We start from the raw sequence: 20,042 nt of genomic DNA, 5'->3' as shown, positions 1-20,042 counted from the left end.
CCCGGGCGCGCTGGTGTGAGGAAATGCTATGAGCCACGCTGCTACCCACTGGTTGGCAACGGTGCCGCCCAACGACATGACGCATGGCGAGTTTAGGGTGCTGTTTCACCTATGCGATTGTCACAATGCCAGCATGGGCTGCTTTCCGAAGCAGACCTATTTGCGCGACCACACAGGCCTGTCGAATGGTGGACTGAACAAGGCGCTGGGCGAGCTCGAGCGTAAGGGATTGATCCGCAGAAAGCAGGAACGTGACGAGCGCACAAACCGGCAAAAACCGACCCGATATGTCCTTGGTTTCGAGCTGTCAGAAGCCCAAAAGCCAACTCCACTCAGTGGAGCCGGAGCCGACTCCACTTTTGAGGCAGTTCCGTCTCCACTTTTAGAGGGGTCCGTCTCCACTGGGGTGGAGTTGTATATAGAAGAACCAGTAAGAGAACCTGTAAAGGAACCTTGCGCGTCGGAAGCCGACCCGCAGACAAATGGAATTTCTTCGGATTTCTTGGAAGAGTTCCTTGAAGCGCATCCGCGTCCCGGTGACCCCGTCGAAACCGAGGCTGCGCTGAAGAAGGCGATTGCCGCCGGTGCCGATCCCGCTGCCATCCTCTCCGGTGCCAAAGCCTACGCCCTGGAGCAGAAGGACAACGAACTTCGCTACGTGTCGTATTCGCAGAATTGGCTCACTCGTCAGGGGTGGGTTCAGTTCCTTGCTAAGTCGGCAGCTAAAAACACGGTCAACGCCGATGCCGTCAAAAAGCGCTGGGCGCGCTGGATCCGAACGAAGGCTGAGAATGCGCGGCATTGTTCGGCAGCGATGGCCCGTCAGCTGTGCACCGAGGGCCTAGTTTCCGCCCAAGAGTGCCGGGCAGTGTGGATCGACCTATGAGCTCGGTCCACAACGATCCGTCAACCAATGGCACCACTTTCGATGGCGTCACTGTGACCGTCGATCTGATCGCGGGGGATTGCGTCATCCACTCGCAGCGGCCTGGGCCCTATAGGGATATCCCATACCGGAAACGTTTTCATTCCATCGATGAGATTCAAGGAGCCTACCAGGTCCAGTTCGGGCTCGGCGTTACCGATCCTGTGGCGGCCAATGTTGCGCGGGCTCTGAAATTCGCGGCTACCCAATTGATGGCGAAGCGGAAGGGGGCCGAGCGTGGTTGAACGTATGACCGCCGCCGATCTACGTGCGACGCAATCCCAGCCAAAGAGCCAAAAGTACGGGGCCCAGCGCACCGTGGTGGATGGGGTAACCTTCGATTCCAAGAAAGAGGCAGCGCGCTGGGCGCAGCTTTGCCTTCGCCAGCGCGCTGGGCAGATATCTGACCTAAAGCGCCAGGTGGTCGTTCCGCTTGTTGGGCGCGACGGACCGTTGCTGTCTCGGAAAGGGCGGCAGATGCGGATCACGGTTGATTTTGGCTATGTCGATCTGAAGACCGGGCTGCAGGTCTACGAGGACGCAAAGGGCATGCCCACCCGTGACTACGAGGTCCGTCGGGCTGTCGCCGGTGCCCAAGGCATCGAGGTGGTGGAGGTCTGATGGGACGTGAGTTGGTCGCACGGCTGCCAGAGTCCGTGCAAGAGATTGCGGAAGTGATTGGGCGTGACAAGGCGCTCGAGTTCATTGGCAAGCTGCCGGTTTCCGGATCACGCTCTTGGCGTGTTTGTGTCTACATCCCAAAGCGAATTTCACTTGATCACAAGCTGGTCGAGCTGCTCGGATGGCAGGATGCTTGCAAGATGGTCTACGCCTTCTCAGGAATGATCCTGCAGCCAAGTAACTGCCGCTTCATCCATCGCAAGCATCGCGATCGCGAGATCATGCGGATGCTGAATGAAGGCATGGAAATCAACGAAATCGCAGACCGTGTCGAGCTTTCAACCTATCGGGTTCGAGAGATCATCGCGCTGCAGGAAGGGTCAGCATGATGCGACCCGCAATCCAACCCAATGAAAGGGACGTACCGTGAGTGGCGGACGAATGAAGCGCGTCATCGCGCACTGGACTGCCGGGGCAGGGCGCGCCTCTGCTGAAGACAAGGCCCACTACCACAGGCTGGTCGAGTACGACGGCACAGTCGTTGCTGGAGCAGAGGCCGTTGAGGACAACATAGTCACGTCTGATGGCGACTATGCGGCCCATACTCTGCAGCTGAACACAGGATCGATTGGCGTTGCTATGTGCGGCATGCGTGGCGCTGTGGAACATCCCTTTGATGCCGGACCCTCGCCACTCAATGAGGCGCAGTTCAACGCCTTTTGCAAACTGGTCGCTGATCTTTGCGTCGAGTACGGCATCCCCGTCACACCCCAGACGGTCCTCACGCACGCAGAGGTCCAAACAACGCTTGGGGTGCAGCAGCGGGGCAAATGGGACGTTGCGCGGCTTCCTTGGCGAGACGACCTCCGCGGGGCTCGATCCGTCGGTGACTTCATGCGCCAGCGTATCGCCTTGATGCTGGGTGGCGTGGAAGTGCTTCAGTCCAACCGCCCGATCCTACGCTTTGGTGACAGGTCTGTTGATGTCGGCGTTTGGCAGGTCGAGCTATCCGATCGAGGATATCATCTGGGGCGTGCTGACAAAGATTTCGGCCGGCTCACCCGTGCTGCAACCCTCGCTTTCCAAGCCGATAACGATCTGCCATCCGATGGCGTCGTGAACGCTGATGACTGGCTTCAAATGGCTAAGGCGACATCACGGCCTGAGCGTTTCGTCACTCAGGAAGAGATCGATCGTGAAAGCGGTACGGCGCAGGATGCCCAGATGACAGCGCGTGTAGGAGACTTAGTCGGCCTGGGCGGAGTTGCCGGCATTGCCACCCAAGCCAAACAGGCAGGTGAAGCGGCGCAGGCCGCATCCGGGGTGATGGGACAGCTGAGTGCGATGATTTCCGAACACTGGCCTGCGCTACTGCTGTGCGGGCTATGCGTAACGGCATGGTTTGCACTGCGCGCTCTTGGGTATTCTACCCGTCGTCGCCGGCTGTTGGATGCGCGTGAAAACCGGAGCCTAGCGCGATGATCGGATTGCTTGCACATCGATTCATGCGCTCGGCATGGGGACGCTATCTAATGCTTGGGCTTGCGATCTTGGCTGGGCTGAAAGGCTGGGGCGAGCTCAGAGAGCGCGAGGGCAGAGTTGACGCTAAAGAGCGTCAATCGCTGGAAAACATCAAAACCATGAGGAGAATGCAGGATGCAGGCGCTTCCGTTGCTACTGATCGTCGGTCTGTCGTTACACGCTTGCGGAAGGGAGCCTTCTAGTGTGCTGCCGATCGTGAAGGACTACCCGCGCGCGGTGCAAGCGCAGGCCGCTGATGAGCTTGAGGCGCTGCCCGAGGGTTCGGTGCTGCCAGTGCTGATCGGCGACTATGCCGTGCTGCGTGAGCAGCTGCGCGCGGGCAGGTCGCAGTGAAATCGTCATATAAAAAAGGGGTCCTTCCTCGGCCGGGAGGGCCAGTGGGTGCGCATGTGCGCAAAAATCAACTTGTGAGAGCGCTATTTTTTCCATTTCGTTTCGTTTTAGGAGCAGCGCTTGTCTGATCTAATTTCTTACACCGACGTCGAGATGTTGCCGCCTGGCGACCTGACGCCCTATGACCGAAACTCGCGGACCCACAGTTCTGAGCAGGTCAGCCAGATCGCGGCATCGATCCGCGAGTTCGGGTTCACCAACCCGGTGTTGGTTGGTGAGGACGGTACCATCATCGCCGGCCACGGTCGGGTGCTTGCAGCCTTAGAAATAGGGATGTCGCAGGTTCCGTGCCTCAGAATTACCGGCCTGACAGACGAGCAGCGGCGCGCCTATATCATCGCCGACAACAAGCTGGCGCTGAACGCCGGATGGGATGATGAGCTGCTGAAGCTGGAGCTCGGCGAGCTGCGCGATCTGGGATTTGACCTCGGGGTTGTGGGCTTTGATCAATCCGAATTAGACGAGCTTTTTGTCGATCTTGACGGCCTGGAAGAGGAAGGAAAAACCGAAGACGACGAGGTGCCGCCGATCGGGGGGGACTTCGTTTCTCGGCGTGGTGATGTTTGGATCTGCGGTGATCACCGGATCATGTGTGGGGACTCCACGGTCATGTCTGATATCGAGCGGCTGATCGCTGACGAGCTGGTCGATATGTGCTGGACCGATCCCCCCTACAACGTGAATTACGAGGGCACGGCCGGCAAGATTGAGAACGACAACATGGGCGCGGATGCGTTCCTTGCCTTTCTGACCGATGCTTTTGTTTCTGTGTTCTCGGCCGTCAAGCCAGGCGGGGCGCTCTATGTCGCCCATGCTGACACCGAGGGGCTGCCGTTTCGCACAGCCTTCAGCTCCGCTGGGTTCAAACTGTCAGGGTGTCTTGTCTGGGTGAAGCCGAGCCTTGTCCTGGGCCGGTCGGACTATCAGTGGCGGCACGAGCCGATCCTTTACGGCTGGAAGCCTGGCGCGCCGCACCGGTGGTTTGGCGGCCGTAAGCAGACAACTGTCATCGATGCAGAGGATCTGCCGTTCGTCGTCAAAGAGGACGGGTCGCTGTTGATCGACACGGGATCCGGCCAGCTGCGGGTCTCGGGTTCTGACCTTCAAATCGAGGAGCTGGTGTCTTCGGTGCTGCGCCACGAAAAGCCGAGCCGCAACACCGAGCACCCAACAATGAAGCCGGTCGGGCTGGTGATGCAGTACCTGAAGAACAGCAGCCGGCGCGGTGATCTGGTCCTGGATCCTTTCGGCGGTTCGGGAAGCACGATGATTGCGGCGCAGAAGATCGGACGTGTAGCGCGGCTGATGGAGCTGGATCCACGGTTCGCGGATGTGATCGTGAAACGCTGGCAGGATTTCACCGGGGGGCAGGCTGTCCTGGAGGGCACGTCGGATCGCTTTGACGATCTGCGTGGCAAACGTGGGGAGGCAGGCAAGTGACAAGGCGCGTAGGTTGGCTGCCCGCACTGGATTGCTCGGATGTTGAATGAGCAGTTCGAGCAATCCAACATATCCGGTCAGCGTGATTGCGAAGCTGCTGAAGCTGACCGAGCGCCGGGTCCAGCAGCTGTCGAAGGAGGGCGTGATCCCGAAGGCCGAGCACGGCCGCTATGAGCTTGCGGCCGCGGTTCAAGGCTATGTCGGGTACCTGCAGGAACGGATTGCACCCCGCGGTGCCGATGGTGATCCCGAAAAGGCTGACTACCATACCGAAAAGGCGCGGCTGACCAAGTCGCAGGCTGACATGGCAGAAATGGAAGCGGCGAAGATGCGCGGTGCCCTAGTGGATGCCGAGCAGATGAAGGAAGCACTGGACTTGGTGATCGCCGAGGTGCGCGCCAATCTTTTGAACAACGCGCCCACTCGGATCGCGGCGCGCGCGAAGTCAGAAAAGAAAGAGGCTTCGATCAAGCTCATCGCAAAGGAAGAGATCGGCGCGGCTCTGCGCAAGCTGTCGACCACTGATCCGACTTCGCTGGTTGGAGCTGACTGATGTCCTGGCCATTTGGTAGCGCCGCTCTGATGGTGGCCACTTCGTTTCTCGCAGGATTGGCACCACCTCCCGACCTGAAGCCGTCCGAGTGGGCGGAGCAATCGGTTCAAATCCCGGTCGGGAATGCGATCCCGGGTTTGATCAGTTTCGACAACGCGCCGTATCAGCGCGAGCCATTGGACATGACGGCCGACCCATCGTGTCACCGGATCACGCTCAAATGGGGCGCGCAGGTTGGCAAGACGCAGCTGGCACTCTGTGCTCAGGGTTTCAAGATAGTGCATGACCCGGTGTCTCAGCTGATGATGCAGCCGTCGGAAGGCGATTTGCAGACATGGCTGACGACGAAGTTTAACCCGCTGGTCGAAGCCAACCCCGACCTTGAGACGCGGATCGCCACCCCGCGGGCGCGCAAGGGGGTGAACAACACGCGGATGAAGTCCTACCCGGGCGGCTTCATCATGTTCGCCTGGTCCGGATCGCCCAAGACGCAGCGCGGCCGGTCTGCGCCGTTCATCGTCTGTGACGAAACCGACGGCTACGATCGCACGGCCGAGGGTCATCCCGTCGGTCTGCTGTGGGAGCGCGCCAACACCTTTGATGATCAGCGCAAGTTGGTAGAGATTTCGACGCCGACAATTCGCGGGATTTCGTGGATTGATCATGCCTACGAGCAGGGGGACCAGCGTCAGTTCCACGTAGCTTGTCCGCACTGCGATGCCGTGCAGACGATCGAGTGGTCAAACGTCAAATGGGACAAGAACGCCGAGGGCGAGCACATGCCCGAGAGCGCCTACTATGAGTGCCGGGCGAATGGCTGCGTTTGGTCGGACACCGACCGGTACTTTGCCATCCGCAACGCCGAGCGGCTGGGGCATGGGTGGAAGGCAAAGAAGCCGTTCCGGGGGCATGCGTCCTATCATCTCAACGGGCTCTATTCCTGCTTTGTGAAGCTGAAGATGATCGTGCAGTCCTTCCTGGACAAGAAAGCGGCCGGGGATCTGCAGACCTTCGTCAACGTCACGCTCGCGGAAGCCTGGGAGGAAGAGGCCGAGACGCTCGAGGTCGAGCAGCTGATCGCGCGCGCTGAGCCGTTCCCATCGAAGGTTCCGATGGAAGTCGGCGTTCAGACCTGCGGTGTCGACATGCAGGAGGATCGCCTCGAGCTCGAGCGCGTCGGCTGGGGGTTGGGCGAGGAAAGTTGGAGCCTCGATCATCAAGTGTTCTGGGGCGATCCGCTTAAGCCTGAAGTCTGGAACCAGCTTTTTGACTATCTCGATCAAACCTTCGAGCATGAATCCGGTGCGCAGATGCGGATTGCCTCTGCGTGTGTCGACACCGGTGGTTCCGGTGGCCTGACCCAAGCAGCCTATGAGCAGCTGCGTGGGAAGCAGCGGCGCAATATCTTTGCCATCAAGGGGGGCAAAGGGTGGGACAATCCGATCGCATCTGCTCCGAAGAAGTCCAAGTCTGGCAAGCGCGCGCGGCCGGTGACCTTGTTCACGATCGGGGTCAATGACGCCAAGCTGATTGTGATGCGCCGGGCGAAGCAAGACACGCCTGGGCAGGGCTATTGCCACTGGCCTGTCGATCGGGATCCGGAGTGGTTTCACCAGCTGACGGCCGAGCGGTTGGTGACCCGGTTCGTGCGGGGCTTCCCAATCCGCGAGTGGAAGAAAACCCGCGACCGAAACGAGGCGCTCGATTGTCGGGTCTATGCCTATGCCGCGTTGAAAATCTTGAACCCGAATATCTCGGTGCGTCTGCGCCGGCTCAAACCCGACGACGATCATATTGCGGAGGATGAAACGGCCGCGGGGGAACCGCCAGAGGAAGCAAAGCCAAAGGCTCGCAAGACTAGGCGAGGTAAAACGCGCCGCACACGACCTCGTGGATCAGGGCGGATCAACAATAGGTAGTCAGGTTTGCTCCATCAGTTTCCCAGCTCAGTCACGGCCGGCTTAAGCATCAAGGCCGAGGTGCATGTCGATGCATATCCGGCACCGGAGTGGACGTTGACGGCGATCATCCGTGGTCCGTCTTCGATCGATCTGGAAGCGGCACCGCTCGGGTCTGGGCATTTGTTCGCCGTAACCGCGGCCGTCACCTCGGGTTGGAACGCTGGCACCTATGCGGTGTCGGTCCGTGCCGTCTCGGGGGAGGATGTACATGAGGTCGAAGCCGGCCAGCTGACTATCGCCGGGGATCTGGTGTCGGTCGATGCCGGGTTTGAGGCACGTGGTCACGCGCAGCGGGTGCTTGCCTCGATCGAGGCGGTCATCGAGGGGCGCGCCACGAAGGATCAGGAAAGCTACGCGATCAACGGCCGGTCGCTGGTCCGTACATCTATCGCTGACCTGTTGTTGCTGCGCGATCGGTACAAGCGCGAGATCGCGCGCGAGAGCCCCAATGGAAAACGCCGACGTCTGACCGGCCGGCAGGTTAAAGTGAGGTTTGGTCGTTAATGTTTGGTTTTGGTAAAACGCGCGATTCCGGCGAGGGCAATCGCCAGGAGCCGAGCGCGCCCGTGGTCATGGTCGAGAGCTCGATCCCGAAAGTGAGCCGGCGCAATAAGCCGATGCGCCCCGCGGTGGGTCAACGCGGGTTTGATGCCGCGATCTCGGATCGGCTGACATCGAATTGGTCAACCACTCCGCTGACCGCTGACCAGGTCATCGATCGCAATCAGCGTGTCCTGGTCGCGCGCTCGCGCGAGGAGGCGCAGAAGAACGACTATCTGAAATCGTTCCTGCGTCTGTGCGATCAGAATATTGTCGGGCACCGCGGCTTTGCGCTTCAGGCGCAGGCGCGTGACAATAACGGCGGGCTCGATCGGGGGGCAAACGAAGCGCTCGAGGCCTGGTGGCGCAAATGGCAGCGGGCGTCTAACTGCGACATCACTGGCAAGCGCAGCTTCCGGATGATCTGCAAGGGGGCGGTCAAAACCGCTGCCAAAGACGGCGAGTTCATGATCCGCGAAATCCGCGGCCGTAACGCGGGCCCCATGCGCTATGCGCTGCAGGTGCTGGATCCGCAGCGGTGCCCGGTCGACTATAACGTCGATCGTCTCGCCAATGGCCGCTTCGTGCGCCAGGGGATCGAGTTCAGCCGTGAAGGTCGGCCGCTGGCGTTCTACTTCATGACGGGTGATCCAGCCGGCTCCGGATACACGTTCAACGGGACCAGCCTCGACCGGGTGCCGGCCGATGAGATCATTCATGGGTTCTTGGAAGATATCACGGGCCAGCGCCGGGGCATTCCCTGGGCTGCCACGTCGCTGTGGCGTCTGCACATGCTGGGCGGGTTGGAAAATGCGGCGCTGACCAGCGCGCGGACCGGCGCGTCGGTCGGTGGTTTCCTCGAGTGGGAGGAAGGCTATGGGCCTGAACCCGATGAGGAACAGCAGGAGGACGAAGAGCTCTACATCGAAAGCGCGGGTGGTGTGTTCCAAGAGCTTCCGACGGGTCTGAAATCAAAGGCATTCACCCAGCAGTATCCCTCGGGCGAGTTCGCCCCATTCCACAAGTCGATGCTGCGCGGTGCCGGTGCCGGCATGGGCGTGGCCTATGTCAGCTTTGCCAACGATCTTGAGGGGGTGAACTTCAGCTCAATCCGCCAGGGCGTTCTGGATGAGCGCGATCACTGGATGGACCTGCAGGAGTGGCTCATCGAGACGCTGATCGACCGTTGCTATCAGTCGGCGCTCGAGCCGGCGCTGTTGATGGGGCTGGTCGTGAACAACTCGATCCGGCTGCGTCCGGAGCGCATCGAGAAGTTCCGCAATGTTTATTGGCAGGGCCGTCGGTGGGCATGGGTCGATCCGACCAAGGACGTGAAAGCGGAAATCGACGCCAAAAACAACATGCTCACATCGCCGTCTGAAATCATCCGGCGTCGCGGAGACGATCCCGACACCACTTGGCGCACCTACGCCGACGATATCCAGGCCATGCGCAAGGCCGGCATCCCCGATGAGTTCATTATGGCCTCGGTTCTGGGCGTGGTGCCCGGCGCTGTTCGGCCACCAGCTGGCGACGCAAATCAAGAAGAGGACGTGTCCGATGACAAAAATGAAACTCCTGACGCAGAATAGCGGCTTGGCCGCTTCGTTGATCGGATCTGCTCTGACCCGGTCGGTGACCGTGGAGCAGGTCAACGCCAACCGCGGCGGGGCACCTTTGCGCCGGCAGGCGGCTGTGCGCACGATCGATGAAGAGGCGCGCACCGTTGAGGTGGCGTTCAGCTCTGAGGAGCCGGTTGCGCGTTGGTTCGGCGATGAAATCCTGGACCACTCGCCGGGGGCAATGTCGGACGCGCGCCTGCGCAATGGCGCGGCCGTGCTCTGGAACCACAACCCCGATCTCCAGATCGGTGTGGTCGAGACGTCGTCGGTGGACGGTGATCGCCGCGGCCGTGCCGTTTTGCGGTTCGGGCGTTCCGCCAAGGCTGCCGAAATCTGGGCCGATATTGTGGACGGTGTGATCCGTCACGTGTCGGTCGGTTACTTCGTGCGCGCAATCAAAACCGAAGAGGTCGAAGGCGAGCGCGACAAGGTCACGATCACCGATTGGGAGCCGTTTGAAATCTCGATGGTCAGCGTTCCTGCGGATGCATCTGTGGGGGTCGGTCGATCGGCGGGGGAACCGCCAGAGGAACCGACCGGCGATGGCTCCAATACTCCAAACCATTCTCAAACGCGCACAGCGCAAACTGAAACAGAAGGATCAGGCGATATGAACATTCGCAATCTCCGCAACGCAGCCGGTCACCTGGTCCGTGCCAAGGTGGACGACAACGGCAACATCGTGGAAGAGATCGAGGTGCTTGAGCGGGCATCCGAAACACAAGCGCTGGTGACGCGCGGCCAAGAAGCCGAGCAGACCCGCGTTGCGGCATTGCTGGAAATGGGCGAGCAGTATTCGGCGCAGCAGCTGGCAGCAGATGCGATCCGCGGCAGCACGTCCGTCGATGAATTCACCCGCACTCTGCTCGATCACGTTGGTGGTGGGCGCGGGAATGGCAACGGCAACAGCGGCCGTTCCGATGATACTGGCAACCGCGCATTGGATGACAACGCAGGCGTCGTTGGCATGACGGACTCCGAGGTGGGTCGGTTTAGCTTTCTTCGCGCAGCTCGGGCCTTGCTCAATCCAAGCGACCGGTCAGCACAAGCCGCAGCTGCATTCGAATTCGAAGCATCGGCGGCCGCGCAGGAAACGATGGGGCGCAGCTCCGAAGGGATCACAGTCCCCGTCGACGTCCTGACCCGCGCACTGAACACGTCGACCTCCGGTGCCACGCCGGGTGACACAGGCGGGTTCTTGATCGATACCAACCTTGCCACGCAGTCCTTTATCGAGATGTTGCGCAACCGCGCCACGTTGCTGCAGCTGGGGACGCCGATGGGCGGTCTGGTCGGCAATCTGGATGTGCCTGGTCAAACCGGCTCGGGTAACGTGTTTATCGTCGGTGAAGACGAAGATGTCGGCGAGGGCAGCATGGACGCTGGGCTGGTCAAAATGAGCCCGACCACCATCGGTGTCTTTGGCCGGGTGACGCGTCGTATGATGCAGCAGTCCTCGATGGATGTTGAGCTGCAGTTCCGCAGCTCTTTGGCAACGGATCTGGCACTCGGTATCGATTGGTACGGCTACTATGGCGACGGCGTCGGGAATAACCCCCTGGGCATCCTGAACCACTCCGGTATCAACGCGGTGGCCTTCGCGGGTATCCAGCCGACCTATGCGGAAATCATCGAAATGGAGAGCGAGGTCGCCCTCGACAACGCTCTGACGGATTCGGTGCGCTACGTGGGTAACTCCAAGTTCCGCGGTCACTGCAAGTCGACCGAGAAGTTTGCCAACTCGAATGGCCAGACGATCTGGGAAGACGGCGGTACCGTGAACGGGTCGACAGCCGAAATCACCAATCAGTTCGATAACGGCGACGTGCTGTTTGGCAACCTGCGCGATGTCTACATCGGCCTGTGGGGCGCTCTGGATATCCTGGTCGATCCCTACACCCAGTCGCTGTCAGGGACGCGCCGCGTTGTGCTGCACCAGGACTTCGATATCGCCGCGCGCCGCACCGAGAGCTTCTGCCTCGGCCGCAAGCCGACGGCGTAACGATCTGAGCCGGCCGATCAGGCCGGTTCGCTCCCTCTGACCTCTTTAATCTTAGGATTTCAAAATGGCTGAAAAGACAGTGAAAGTTAAAATCACCTCCGCGATCGCGATTGCGGGCAAAATCAAAACGCCTGGCACCACGGTGGAGATCGGCGAGGATCTGGCAAAGAACCTGATCAACCGCGGCCGCGCCGAGCTGGCAAAGGGTAAGGCTGCCAAAGCTGAAGGCGATTTGGGCAAGATGAAGGTCGCGGACCTGAAGGTCATCGCGGCCGAGCTTGAGATTGACGGGTATGACGGCATGAACCAAGCCAAGTTGATTGCTGCCATCGAAGAAGCGCGCGACGCGTAACCGATGCCCCATCCCGATTGGGAGGACATCTCCGCTTTTTTTGAGCTCGAGGAATTTGCTACCACGGCAAGCATCACCAGAGCTTCGGAAAAGGTGGCAGATGTCCTTGGCATTTTTGACGACCCGAGCCAGATGGCAACCTTGGGCGAGTTCGAATTCGACGGCCCTGGGCCGCGGTTCGTTTGCCGCGAAGACGAGGTGTCGCAGGTTCTGCGCGGCGACACGGCCGTGATCGAGGGCCGCACCTTCGATGTTCTGGAAGAGCCACAGTTGGACGGTACGGGGATCGCCACGCTGATCCTTGCGGTGCCGAATGTGATCTACAATGCTGGCCTTTGACTTTGACGACGGTCAGCTCGACAAGATCGCGGCCGAGTATGCGGCAACCCCCAAACAGGTAGACCTCTCTCGATCGCGCGCGCTGAAACGCACGGCTGCGACCCTTCGGCGTCTGGCATCCACTGGCCTGCAGACGGAGCTCGGGCTGCGAAATGCCAAAGCACTGCGCCGTCGCCTGAAGGAGTACAAGGTGGGCAAGGGTAACAACGCTTTGAAGCTGTGGTTCGGTGCCAATGATCTGCCGGTGTCAGCGTTCAAAGGCCGGCCGCAAAAGGTCGATGGCGGGATCAAGTTTGGCGACACGATGGTCCACGGCGCGTTCTTTGCTAAGGTGGGCGGCAAGCGCAAAGTCATGCAGCGGTACGGGTCGAAGCGGTGGGCGATCGGCGAGGCTACGCTGTCGGTTGCCGATCGGATGATGATCTACCTCGAGGACGAGGTCTTTGTGGATATCGACAGCATCTACATGAAGCACTTTCTGGCAGAAATTCGGGCGCGCACAATCTTGGGAGTTGGATAATGGCTGAAGCACTTGATTTGGGCGATGCCCTGGACACGGTCGTAGCCACGCTGGCGGCGGCGTTTCCGACCTTTAAGACGGTCGCGGCCGAAGATGAGACGCGCAAAACTTTAGAAGTGCCGGCCATCATCGTTCAGATGTCGGAGCTCGAGCCTGATCCCGACAAGGATCCACATACGGGGCAGTTTCCGTGCCTGGTCCGGATCGAGGCGCGCATCGTGCTCGGGTACCGGACACCGAAGGTGCGGCGCGAGGTGCTGAAGGCAGCCGGCGCGCTCGCGGCCGCGGTGCACAGCAACCGACTAGGGGTGGCCTGGGGCGCGGCCGCAGTCTTGGCTGTTGAGCCAGATGAGTTTGCGCCGCAAGCGGATCAGTACGACGTTTGGCGCGTCGAGTGGGCCCATGCAGCGGATATCGGTCCGAGCTTCTTTATCGATGACGGCGTGACACCGACCCAGCTGCTGACGTCCTGGTCGCCGGAGATTGGGCCTGCGCATGAGCAGGAGTATGTGGCAGAGGGCGGCGATGTCTGAGTTCACCTTGTCGCAGCTGATGCAAGCCGTGGAGCGGATGATCATGGTGGCCACGGTCACGGCGCGCGAAGGCGATCGTGCCAAGGTCAAATGGGCTGACGGGGCGGAAAGCGATTGGCTTAAGATTGCGCAGCTCGGATCGGAGCAGCTGAAATTCTGGATCCCGCCATCGGTGGGCACTCAGGTGGTGGTTCTTTCGCCTGGTGGCAATACTGCGCATGGCATCATCTATCCTGGTCCCTTTGCGGGTGGTGTGCCGGCCGGCAACTTTGCCGGCACGATCACTGGGGCCGGCGATGTCGTGGCGTCTGAGGTCAGCTTGGTGTCTCACGTGCATGGGGGCATTCAGCCTGGGCCTAGCGACACCGGCGCTCCGAAGTAGCGCAGTGGGGAACCGCCAGAGGATCGCAGCGCGTGTCCTGTCCAATGTGGGCGCATGTATGGGATCAGCGCACTCACAGGCCGTAAATTGGGCGGCATCGACCACCTCCGGCAATCAATCCGGGATATCCTGACGACCCCGATCGGGTCGCGGGTGATGCGGCGCGACTATGGATCCCGTTTGTTCGATCTTATCGATGCGCCATATTCCTCAGCGACCAAGCTGGCGATCATCGCGGCAACGGCCGAGGCATTGATTACATGGGAGCCGCGCATCGATGTGGACACTGTGACACTTCGGACCTTTGAGCCTGGCAAAATCATCATTGATCTCAGCGGCCGCTATCTGCCCGACGGCCGCGAAGTTACCATCGCGGGGATCGAGGTCGGATGAGCGCGTTTACGGCAATCAATCTTGAGCGTCTGCCCGCTCCCGAGATCATCGATCGCAAGGACTTCGAGACGATCCTGGCGGAAATCAAGGCATGGCTGGTCGCTCGCGATCCGAGCCTCGCGCCGATCATGGGGTTGGAAAGCGAGCCGATCACCAAGGTGCTAGAGGCTTGGGCGTATCGAGAGCTGCTACTGCGCGCTGAAATTGACGATGCCGGCCGCGGCAACATGCTGGCGTTCGCTGGTGGTGCGCAGCTGGACCATTTGGCGGCGTTCTACGGGGTCGAGCGCGCGGTGATCCAGCCGGCCGATCCTGCGGCACTTCTGCCTGTGCCGGCCGTGCTTGAGGATGACGTCCGGTTCCGCTCGCGGGTGCAGCTGGCACTTGAAGGGTTCACCACGGCCGGCCCGCGCGGGTCGTATGTATTCTGGGGACTGTCGGCCTCGTCCTTGGTGAAAGACATCAGCGTCGAATCGCCATCGCCTGGTCAAATCCTGGTCACGGTGCTGTCGGATGTCGGGGACGGCAGCGGCGATGCCGCGCTGATCCAGACGGTGTCTGACAAGCTAAACGATGAGGACATCCGGCCGCTGACCGATCAAGTCATCGTGCAAGGCGCATCGATCGTACCGTATCAGCTCGAGGCCGTGCTGACGCTGTATGAGGGGCCCGATGCCGATGTTGTGCGCGCGGCCGCTGAGGCGTCAGTTTCTGCGTTCGTATGGGACCAGCACCGCCTGGGGCATGACATCACGGTTTCTGGGCTGCATGCAGCGCTGCATTTGGCGGGGGTGCAGAAGGTTACCCTAGTCAGCCCCGGCGCTGATCTCGAGATTGATGCGTCTGAGGCTGCCTATTGTACGTCGGTATCCGTGACGGTCGGAGGGCGTGATGTCTGATCTGCCCACCATTCTCCCGCCAAATGCGCAAGAGATTGAGCGCGAGCTGGAGCAGCTGTCCGGCCGCTTGCTCGGGTTTGGCAATCCGATCGCAGCGCTTTGGGACGCATCGCTGTGCCCTGAGCATCTGCTCTCCTATCTGGCGTGGGCATTCTCCGTTGAGGTTTGGGATAGTGCTTGGCCTGAGAACCAAAAGCGCCAGGTTCTAATCGATGCGGTGCAGGTTCACCGGGCAAAGGGCACAATCGGGTCTGTTCGTCGCGCGCTCGGGGGCATCGGCTTTGAAGCGGAGATTGCGGAATGGTTCGACTATGGTGGGGAACCCCATACATTCCGAATTGATGCCTACGGGGACGATGTGTTCGCAGCAGGGATGTCGATCGACAGTCGGACCTTGGCGTTGGTCACTTCGATCCTGGTCAATCTTAAACCTCAGCGCTCTCATTTTGAGCTCCGCATTGGGGAGCGGTTCGATACGGCCGTTTATGCCCGTGCCGGCACTCGGGGTCGTGCGCGCTCCGATCTGAGCCATGACCCCAATCCCCGAACGCGCGTTTCGGTCGGGACCACGCATATGCGGGTCGGGTCGCGGGCGCGCCAGATCAGCACAGTTTACCATGATGTTCAGCCAAGGGATGCCGCCTAATGCCCACCACCATTCTCACCGATATCGCCGAGGCGAAAATCACCCAGGCTGCCGGCTCAGGTTCACAGGTTGCGATCACGCATGTGGCGTTGGGTGACGGCAATGGGGCCAGCTACAACGGGGACTTTGATCAGACCTCTTTGCGACGGGAACGTGTCCGGGTGCCGATCGAGCGCCGGCATATTGTCTCACTGAGCGCTTGGCGCGTGAAGGCCGAGTTTGGGGTCGACACTCTCGCGTTCGATGTGCGCGAGGCGGGGTTCTTCGATGCTGATGGGGATCTGATTGCACTTTGCACATTTCCAGTGGCTGAGGTCCGTCGCACCGGGGCGATCGTCTATCTGATCGACCACGTGCTGAACTTTAGCCGGGTCGCCGAGGGGCTGATCATCGTCGATGCACCAGACGACGACCTGTTCGACCACGTTCTAACAAATCTAGAAACCCAGGCGATTTTTGCGGCTGAGCAGTTCGATCAGCGGATCGCCATTCGCGCTCTGCAAGAAGCCCTCTGAAGGAGACCACCATGAGCATTGAGAATATTAACCAAGCCGCTACGGCAATGAACGCGCTAACCGCTCGTATGAACAATTTTGTTGGTGATGCGGATGCGCAGATTGCGCAGCGCCGTGCGGCTTACGATGGTTTGGCCGCTGATCTAAAGGGTGTGGTAAACGGCCAAATGTATTTTGTTGGGTACGTTAAACCCAATGAGCCAAACCCTACAAATATCGACGGCGGTACATTCCTCACGATTTATGATGCGGTCGTTCGCTCCCCTTATGGCGCACAGGTCATGCTCTTTTTGGACCCGGGTATCCATGAAGTCACTAGTGATATTCCTGTGGGAAACAGGATGATTTACATCGACAAAAATGGTGTCGAAAAGCCGGTAATTCGTCTCAAGGCTCGTGCTTCAGATGTTTTCAATTACCCGTATCATTTTGATGACTGCCGGAATGGTGCCGTTTACATAAAGTCTTGCGAAATTGAATTTCCCGCCGAAAAAATTGACGACAGTTTGGAGTGGAATGAGGCATCTTCCGTTTTGCTTCAATATACGGTCAGCGGCTTCAACCATCTGTCTTTGACGGATTGTAAGGTATCGGGAGATGCACCGTTCGCCCTAGTAACCGGCAACGGGAGTTGCACAAACGTTCTTGGACTTCACAGCACAACGCTTGACGGGACTATTGTTGGGGTCAGTCGAACGGCATCTGGTGTGTCCATCATTTCAAAGCAAAGTCTGACTTTGCTAAATGGTGCCTTGGTCCGATCAACAACGGGCGATCTTCCTAACATTCTGGAAAATGGAGGCTAATATGCGATTTGATATTACTCATGAAGGTCGAACTACTCTTGCGACCACCCGTGAACACGCTCTTCAGGCGGGGTATCCGGAGGCTGTCGTTTCAGCCGCAGAAAACGGTGTTCGTGTTTCTACGGCTAAAGCAGAGTGCCGCCGCCGTATCTATGCTGCAGCATCTGCTGAGACCCAGATGAACATGGCAACTGCGGCCGCGGTCATCTCTGCGAAAGAGGCCAGCGCGCGGACCGAAGACGAGGCTTCGATCTTGTCAGGGCTCGATGATGCGATCGGGTGGGTGGCGCAGATGCGCGGCCGTGTAACCGAGCTGGCGGATGATCCGACGCTTGATATCGCTGATGACGCCAATTGGCCTCCCTTGCCGGATGGCGCGCGCGACGTTGTCGACAAGTTCTGAGCCGGGGCGAGGTAGATCCAATGATCGCCTTGGCTTTCTACAAAGGGCGCGGGCAGGTGCTCGATCGGGTGATCCGTTGGGTCACCCGATCTTCGTTTAGCCATGTCGAAATTCTGCGCGAGGTACCGGCAGGGCCTGACTATGGTTCTGATGCGCGCGCCTGGTCATCGAGCGGCCGCGATGGCGGGGTGCGCGAGAAGTCGATCACCTTCAAACCGGGGCATTGGGAGTTCGTAACCATTCCCTGGGCGGGGCCGGCCGCGATCGACCGGGTGATCGCCGAGATTGGCAATCCCTATGACTATGCCGGCTTATTGGCATCACAGGCGCTGAACCTGCGCCGGCATCGCCGTGACCAGTGGTTCTGCTCTGAAATCTGCGCCCATGCGCTTGAGTTGAGTGCGCCGCAGGAGCTGTCGCCAGGCGGGCTATACTGCCGTGTTTTGGAAATGAACCGCGCCTATCTCGCCGGCTGGACGCGCGCGGGGGAACCGCCAGAGGATTGAGCCGCGGCGCGGTGGAATGCTTGGACAACAGTTCACATCCGCAAGCGAGGTCACTATGGCATTTCTTCACGGCGTCGAGGTCATCGAGATCGATGCAGGTCCACGTCCCATTCAGACGGTCAAGTCATCCGTCATCGGCATTGTGGGCACCGCGCCCGACGCCGATCCTGATGCCTTCCCCCTAAACACACCGGTCCTGGTCGCCGGCTCGCGCAAAGAAGCGGCCGGTCTGGATACCATCGGCACCGCGCTCGGCACGTTGCCGGCCGCGATGGACGGCATCTTCGACCAGATCGGTGCGGTCGTCATTGTTGTGCGGGTCGAAGAGGGGGCTACTGAAGCTGAAAGCCTCGCCAATGTCATCGGTGGCGTGAACGCGGTTGATGGCAACTTTGAAGGGGTGCATGCTCTGGTCGGAGCCGAGAGCGTCGTCGGGTTTTCCCCGCGCATCTTGAGCGCGCCTGGCTTCACCCACCAACGCCCCGAGGGCAACGCCAACCCGGTTGTGGCTGAACTGCAGGGCATCGGTGACCGTCTGCGCGCTGTCATCATCGCCGATGGGCCCAATACCAACGATGCCGACGCGATCACCGCGGCCGGCGACTTTGGGTCGGACCGCATCTATCTGATCGATCCGTGGCACAAGGTCATGGTCGGGTCTGATATTGTGTCGGTGCCGGCTTCGTCCCGCGTTGCCGGCTTGATCGCCAAAGTGGACAACGACACCGGGTTCTGGGCATCGCCATCTAACAATCTGCTGGGGGGCGTAATCGGAACCAGCCGGCCGGTTGACTTCAAGCTGGGCGATGCGAGTGCGCGCGCCAATCTGCTGAACGAGGCTAAGGTTGCCACAACGATCCGCCAGAATGGCTACCGTCTTTGGGGCAACCGGACCCTTACCGACGATACCAAGTGGATCTTCCTCAGCGTTCGTCGCACGGCCGACATCATCAACGACTCGCTGCTGCGCGCTCATCTGTGGGCCGTCGATCGGGGCATCACCAAAACTTACGTCTCGGACGTAGAGGAAAGCGTGAATGCCTACCTTCGGGATCTAGTCGCTTTGGGCGCGATCCTGGGCGGGCGGTGCTGGGCCGATCCGGACCTGAACTCGGCCGCAAATATCCAGCTCGGCAAAGTATTCTTCAACTTTGATTTTACCCCGGTCTATCCGGCCGAGCATATCACGTTCCGTTCGCACCTGGTGAACGACTACATCGAGGAGGTGTTTAACTGATGGCTGCTGAAGATATCCTGAAATATCTAAATCTGTTCGTTGATGGCCGTGGCCACGCGGGCAAGATCGAGGAATACAGTCCCCCCGATCTGACGGTCTCGACCGAAGAGTTCCGCGGGGGCGGCATGGACGCGCCCATCGATCTCGACATGGGCCAAGAGAAGATGACCACGTCCTTCGTGCTCACGTCCTACGACCGTGATGTGCTGTCCCTCTGGGGCATCAAAGACGGCTCGTTGGTTCAGCTGACGGCGCGCGGGTCCCTTGAAAGCCTGGATGGCACCAAGACGGCCGTGGCGCATCACATGCAGGGCAAAATCGTCTCGGTGGCGCGCGGTACCTGGGGCTCGGGGGCGAAGCCGTCGCTGACCTTCACTGTGAGCCTTCGGTACTACCGCGAGGTGCACGGTGGCGTCGATATCAATGAGATCGATGTCGTCAATATGGTGCGCAAAGTGCGCGGCGTGGATCAGCTCGCAGAGCACCGCGCAAACATCGGCCTGTAAGGAGCTTTCATGGACAATCAAACTAAGCCGGCTTGGCTGGTCGAAAATGACGATGGGTCGCTCACTATCAACTTTGAAAGCCGGCCGCCGAAGATCGACGGGACGGAAGTCAAAAGCCTGAAGATGCGTGAGCCGTTCGTTGATGATCAGCTGGCTGCGGATTCTGCGGGGTCCAGCAGTGCGCTGTCTGAAATCGCGCTGATTTCCAACCTGTGTGAAATCTCACCGGAAGCGGTGCGCTTGATGACAATGCGCCAGTACAGCCGGCTGCAGACGGCGCTCTCGGTTTTTATTGGCTGACCCGTGAACAAGTCCGGGCGGGGTCACTTCGGCTCGCCCGGCACACCGGATGGGCCGAGCGTGAAATCATGGCCATGCCGGTCAGTCGTTTCATCTGGTGGATAGA

Annotated in this window: 27 protein-coding genes; all 27 read left to right on the top strand. The window is 60.0% G+C overall.

Annotated features, from left to right (window positions below; all coding sequences use genetic code 11):
* The first annotated feature begins 28 nt into the window (after positions 1 to 28).
* The 27 genes from SJY36_RS11520 to SJY36_RS11390 all read left to right on the top strand — a co-directional run bounded on the left by SJY36_RS11520 (position 29) and on the right by SJY36_RS11390 (position 19,936).
* Positions 29 to 886: a helix-turn-helix domain-containing protein gene (locus SJY36_RS11520; protein ID WP_386175246.1), complete on the top strand. Its 858-nt coding sequence runs from the start codon at positions 29 to 31 to the stop codon at positions 884 to 886.
* Positions 883 to 1,170 (top strand): hypothetical protein, encoded by a 288-nt coding sequence (locus SJY36_RS11515; RefSeq protein WP_386175243.1) that lies wholly within the window; start codon positions 883 to 885, stop codon positions 1,168 to 1,170. Before SJY36_RS11520 ends, SJY36_RS11515 begins: the two co-directional genes overlap by 4 nt.
* The gene (locus SJY36_RS11510; RefSeq protein WP_386175240.1) at positions 1,163 to 1,546 is read left to right on the top strand and encodes a DUF1064 domain-containing protein; all 384 of its coding nucleotides are present in this window, start codon (positions 1,163 to 1,165) and stop codon (positions 1,544 to 1,546) included. Before SJY36_RS11515 ends, SJY36_RS11510 begins: the two co-directional genes overlap by 8 nt.
* The gene (locus SJY36_RS11505; RefSeq protein WP_197145784.1) at positions 1,546 to 1,935 is read left to right on the top strand and encodes a hypothetical protein; all 390 of its coding nucleotides are present in this window, start codon (positions 1,546 to 1,548) and stop codon (positions 1,933 to 1,935) included. Before SJY36_RS11510 ends, SJY36_RS11505 begins: the two co-directional genes overlap by 1 nt.
* A gap of 52 nt (positions 1,936 to 1,987) precedes the next feature.
* A complete protein-coding gene (locus SJY36_RS11500; protein ID WP_386175237.1) occupies positions 1,988 to 3,028 on the top strand; it encodes an N-acetylmuramoyl-L-alanine amidase in 1,041 nt (346 codons plus the stop codon).
* A 174-nt stretch (positions 3,029 to 3,202) separates the two neighbouring features.
* Entirely contained in the window at positions 3,203 to 3,421 is a 219-nt protein-coding gene (locus SJY36_RS11495; protein ID WP_386175234.1) for a hypothetical protein, read from the top strand.
* Between the two features lie 120 nt (positions 3,422 to 3,541).
* On the top strand, positions 3,542 to 4,921 hold the full coding sequence (locus SJY36_RS11490) for a site-specific DNA-methyltransferase (protein ID WP_386175231.1): 1,380 nt from the start codon (positions 3,542 to 3,544) through the stop codon (positions 4,919 to 4,921).
* A 46-nt stretch (positions 4,922 to 4,967) separates the two neighbouring features.
* Entirely contained in the window at positions 4,968 to 5,474 is a 507-nt protein-coding gene (locus SJY36_RS11485; RefSeq protein WP_386175229.1) for a terminase small subunit, Nu1, read from the top strand.
* The gene (locus SJY36_RS11480) at positions 5,474 to 7,393 is read left to right on the top strand and encodes a phage terminase large subunit family protein (RefSeq protein WP_386175226.1); all 1,920 of its coding nucleotides are present in this window, start codon (positions 5,474 to 5,476) and stop codon (positions 7,391 to 7,393) included. The genes SJY36_RS11485 and SJY36_RS11480 overlap by 1 nt, the downstream gene beginning before the upstream one ends.
* A gap of 6 nt (positions 7,394 to 7,399) precedes the next feature.
* Positions 7,400 to 7,939 carry a hypothetical protein gene (locus SJY36_RS11475; RefSeq protein WP_386175223.1) on the top strand — a complete coding sequence of 180 codons (540 nt, stop codon included), beginning with the start codon at positions 7,400 to 7,402 and terminating at the stop codon, positions 7,937 to 7,939.
* Positions 7,939 to 9,567 (top strand): phage portal protein, encoded by a 1,629-nt coding sequence (locus tag SJY36_RS11470; RefSeq protein ID WP_386175220.1) that lies wholly within the window; start codon positions 7,939 to 7,941, stop codon positions 9,565 to 9,567. Before SJY36_RS11475 ends, SJY36_RS11470 begins: the two co-directional genes overlap by 1 nt.
* Positions 9,536 to 11,599 (top strand): phage major capsid protein, encoded by a 2,064-nt coding sequence (locus SJY36_RS11465; protein ID WP_386175217.1) that lies wholly within the window; start codon positions 9,536 to 9,538, stop codon positions 11,597 to 11,599. Before SJY36_RS11470 ends, SJY36_RS11465 begins: the two co-directional genes overlap by 32 nt.
* Positions 11,600 to 11,663: 64 nt before the next feature.
* The gene (locus SJY36_RS11460; protein WP_132998315.1) at positions 11,664 to 11,951 is read left to right on the top strand and encodes a Rho termination factor N-terminal domain-containing protein; all 288 of its coding nucleotides are present in this window, start codon (positions 11,664 to 11,666) and stop codon (positions 11,949 to 11,951) included.
* Positions 11,952 to 11,954: 3 nt separating this feature from the next.
* Positions 11,955 to 12,290 (top strand): head-tail joining protein, encoded by a 336-nt coding sequence (locus tag SJY36_RS11455; RefSeq protein ID WP_341204791.1) that lies wholly within the window; start codon positions 11,955 to 11,957, stop codon positions 12,288 to 12,290.
* Positions 12,277 to 12,810 carry a phage tail protein gene (locus tag SJY36_RS11450; protein WP_132998313.1) on the top strand — a complete coding sequence of 178 codons (534 nt, stop codon included), beginning with the start codon at positions 12,277 to 12,279 and terminating at the stop codon, positions 12,808 to 12,810. The genes SJY36_RS11455 and SJY36_RS11450 overlap by 14 nt, the downstream gene beginning before the upstream one ends.
* Positions 12,810 to 13,343 (top strand): hypothetical protein, encoded by a 534-nt coding sequence (locus SJY36_RS11445; RefSeq protein WP_386175212.1) that lies wholly within the window; start codon positions 12,810 to 12,812, stop codon positions 13,341 to 13,343. The genes SJY36_RS11450 and SJY36_RS11445 overlap by 1 nt, the downstream gene beginning before the upstream one ends.
* Positions 13,336 to 13,725, top strand: a complete 390-nt coding sequence (locus SJY36_RS11440) for a phage baseplate assembly protein V (protein WP_386175209.1) — start codon at positions 13,336 to 13,338, stop codon at positions 13,723 to 13,725. Before SJY36_RS11445 ends, SJY36_RS11440 begins: the two co-directional genes overlap by 8 nt.
* 54 nt (positions 13,726 to 13,779) lie before the next feature.
* Positions 13,780 to 14,118, top strand: a complete 339-nt coding sequence (locus SJY36_RS11435) for a GPW/gp25 family protein (RefSeq protein WP_037963754.1) — start codon at positions 13,780 to 13,782, stop codon at positions 14,116 to 14,118.
* On the top strand, positions 14,115 to 15,017 hold the full coding sequence (locus tag SJY36_RS11430; RefSeq protein ID WP_386175205.1) for a baseplate J/gp47 family protein: 903 nt from the start codon (positions 14,115 to 14,117) through the stop codon (positions 15,015 to 15,017). Before SJY36_RS11435 ends, SJY36_RS11430 begins: the two co-directional genes overlap by 4 nt.
* Positions 15,010 to 15,663, top strand: a complete 654-nt coding sequence (locus tag SJY36_RS11425) for a phage tail protein I (protein ID WP_386175202.1) — start codon at positions 15,010 to 15,012, stop codon at positions 15,661 to 15,663. The genes SJY36_RS11430 and SJY36_RS11425 overlap by 8 nt, the downstream gene beginning before the upstream one ends.
* Positions 15,663 to 16,178 (top strand): phage tail protein, encoded by a 516-nt coding sequence (locus tag SJY36_RS11420; RefSeq protein ID WP_386175199.1) that lies wholly within the window; start codon positions 15,663 to 15,665, stop codon positions 16,176 to 16,178. The genes SJY36_RS11425 and SJY36_RS11420 overlap by 1 nt, the downstream gene beginning before the upstream one ends.
* Positions 16,179 to 16,189: 11 nt before the next feature.
* On the top strand, positions 16,190 to 16,984 hold the full coding sequence (locus SJY36_RS11415; protein WP_386175196.1) for a hypothetical protein: 795 nt from the start codon (positions 16,190 to 16,192) through the stop codon (positions 16,982 to 16,984).
* Positions 16,985 to 17,168: 184 nt separating this feature from the next.
* On the top strand, positions 17,169 to 17,387 hold the full coding sequence (locus SJY36_RS11410) for a hypothetical protein (RefSeq protein ID WP_386175193.1): 219 nt from the start codon (positions 17,169 to 17,171) through the stop codon (positions 17,385 to 17,387).
* A 20-nt stretch (positions 17,388 to 17,407) separates the two neighbouring features.
* Positions 17,408 to 17,893: a hypothetical protein gene (locus SJY36_RS11405; protein WP_386175190.1), complete on the top strand. Its 486-nt coding sequence runs from the start codon at positions 17,408 to 17,410 to the stop codon at positions 17,891 to 17,893.
* 55 nt (positions 17,894 to 17,948) lie between these two features.
* Positions 17,949 to 19,130, top strand: coding sequence for a phage tail sheath C-terminal domain-containing protein (locus SJY36_RS11400; RefSeq protein ID WP_386175187.1), 1,182 nt, complete (start codon positions 17,949 to 17,951; stop codon positions 19,128 to 19,130).
* A complete protein-coding gene (locus SJY36_RS11395) occupies positions 19,130 to 19,636 on the top strand; it encodes a phage major tail tube protein (RefSeq protein WP_386175184.1) in 507 nt (168 codons plus the stop codon). The genes SJY36_RS11400 and SJY36_RS11395 overlap by 1 nt, the downstream gene beginning before the upstream one ends.
* 9 nt (positions 19,637 to 19,645) lie before the next feature.
* Positions 19,646 to 19,936, top strand: a complete 291-nt coding sequence (locus SJY36_RS11390) for a phage tail assembly protein (RefSeq protein ID WP_386175182.1) — start codon at positions 19,646 to 19,648, stop codon at positions 19,934 to 19,936.
* The last annotated feature ends 106 nt before the right edge of the window (positions 19,937 to 20,042 follow it).

The sequence above is a fragment of the Sulfitobacter sp. R86518 genome, from assembly GCF_042466275.1.
In the GTDB taxonomy this organism is placed as follows: domain Bacteria; phylum Pseudomonadota; class Alphaproteobacteria; order Rhodobacterales; family Rhodobacteraceae; genus Sulfitobacter; species Sulfitobacter pontiacus.
This window is presented reverse-complemented; position numbering and strand designations above follow the sequence as displayed.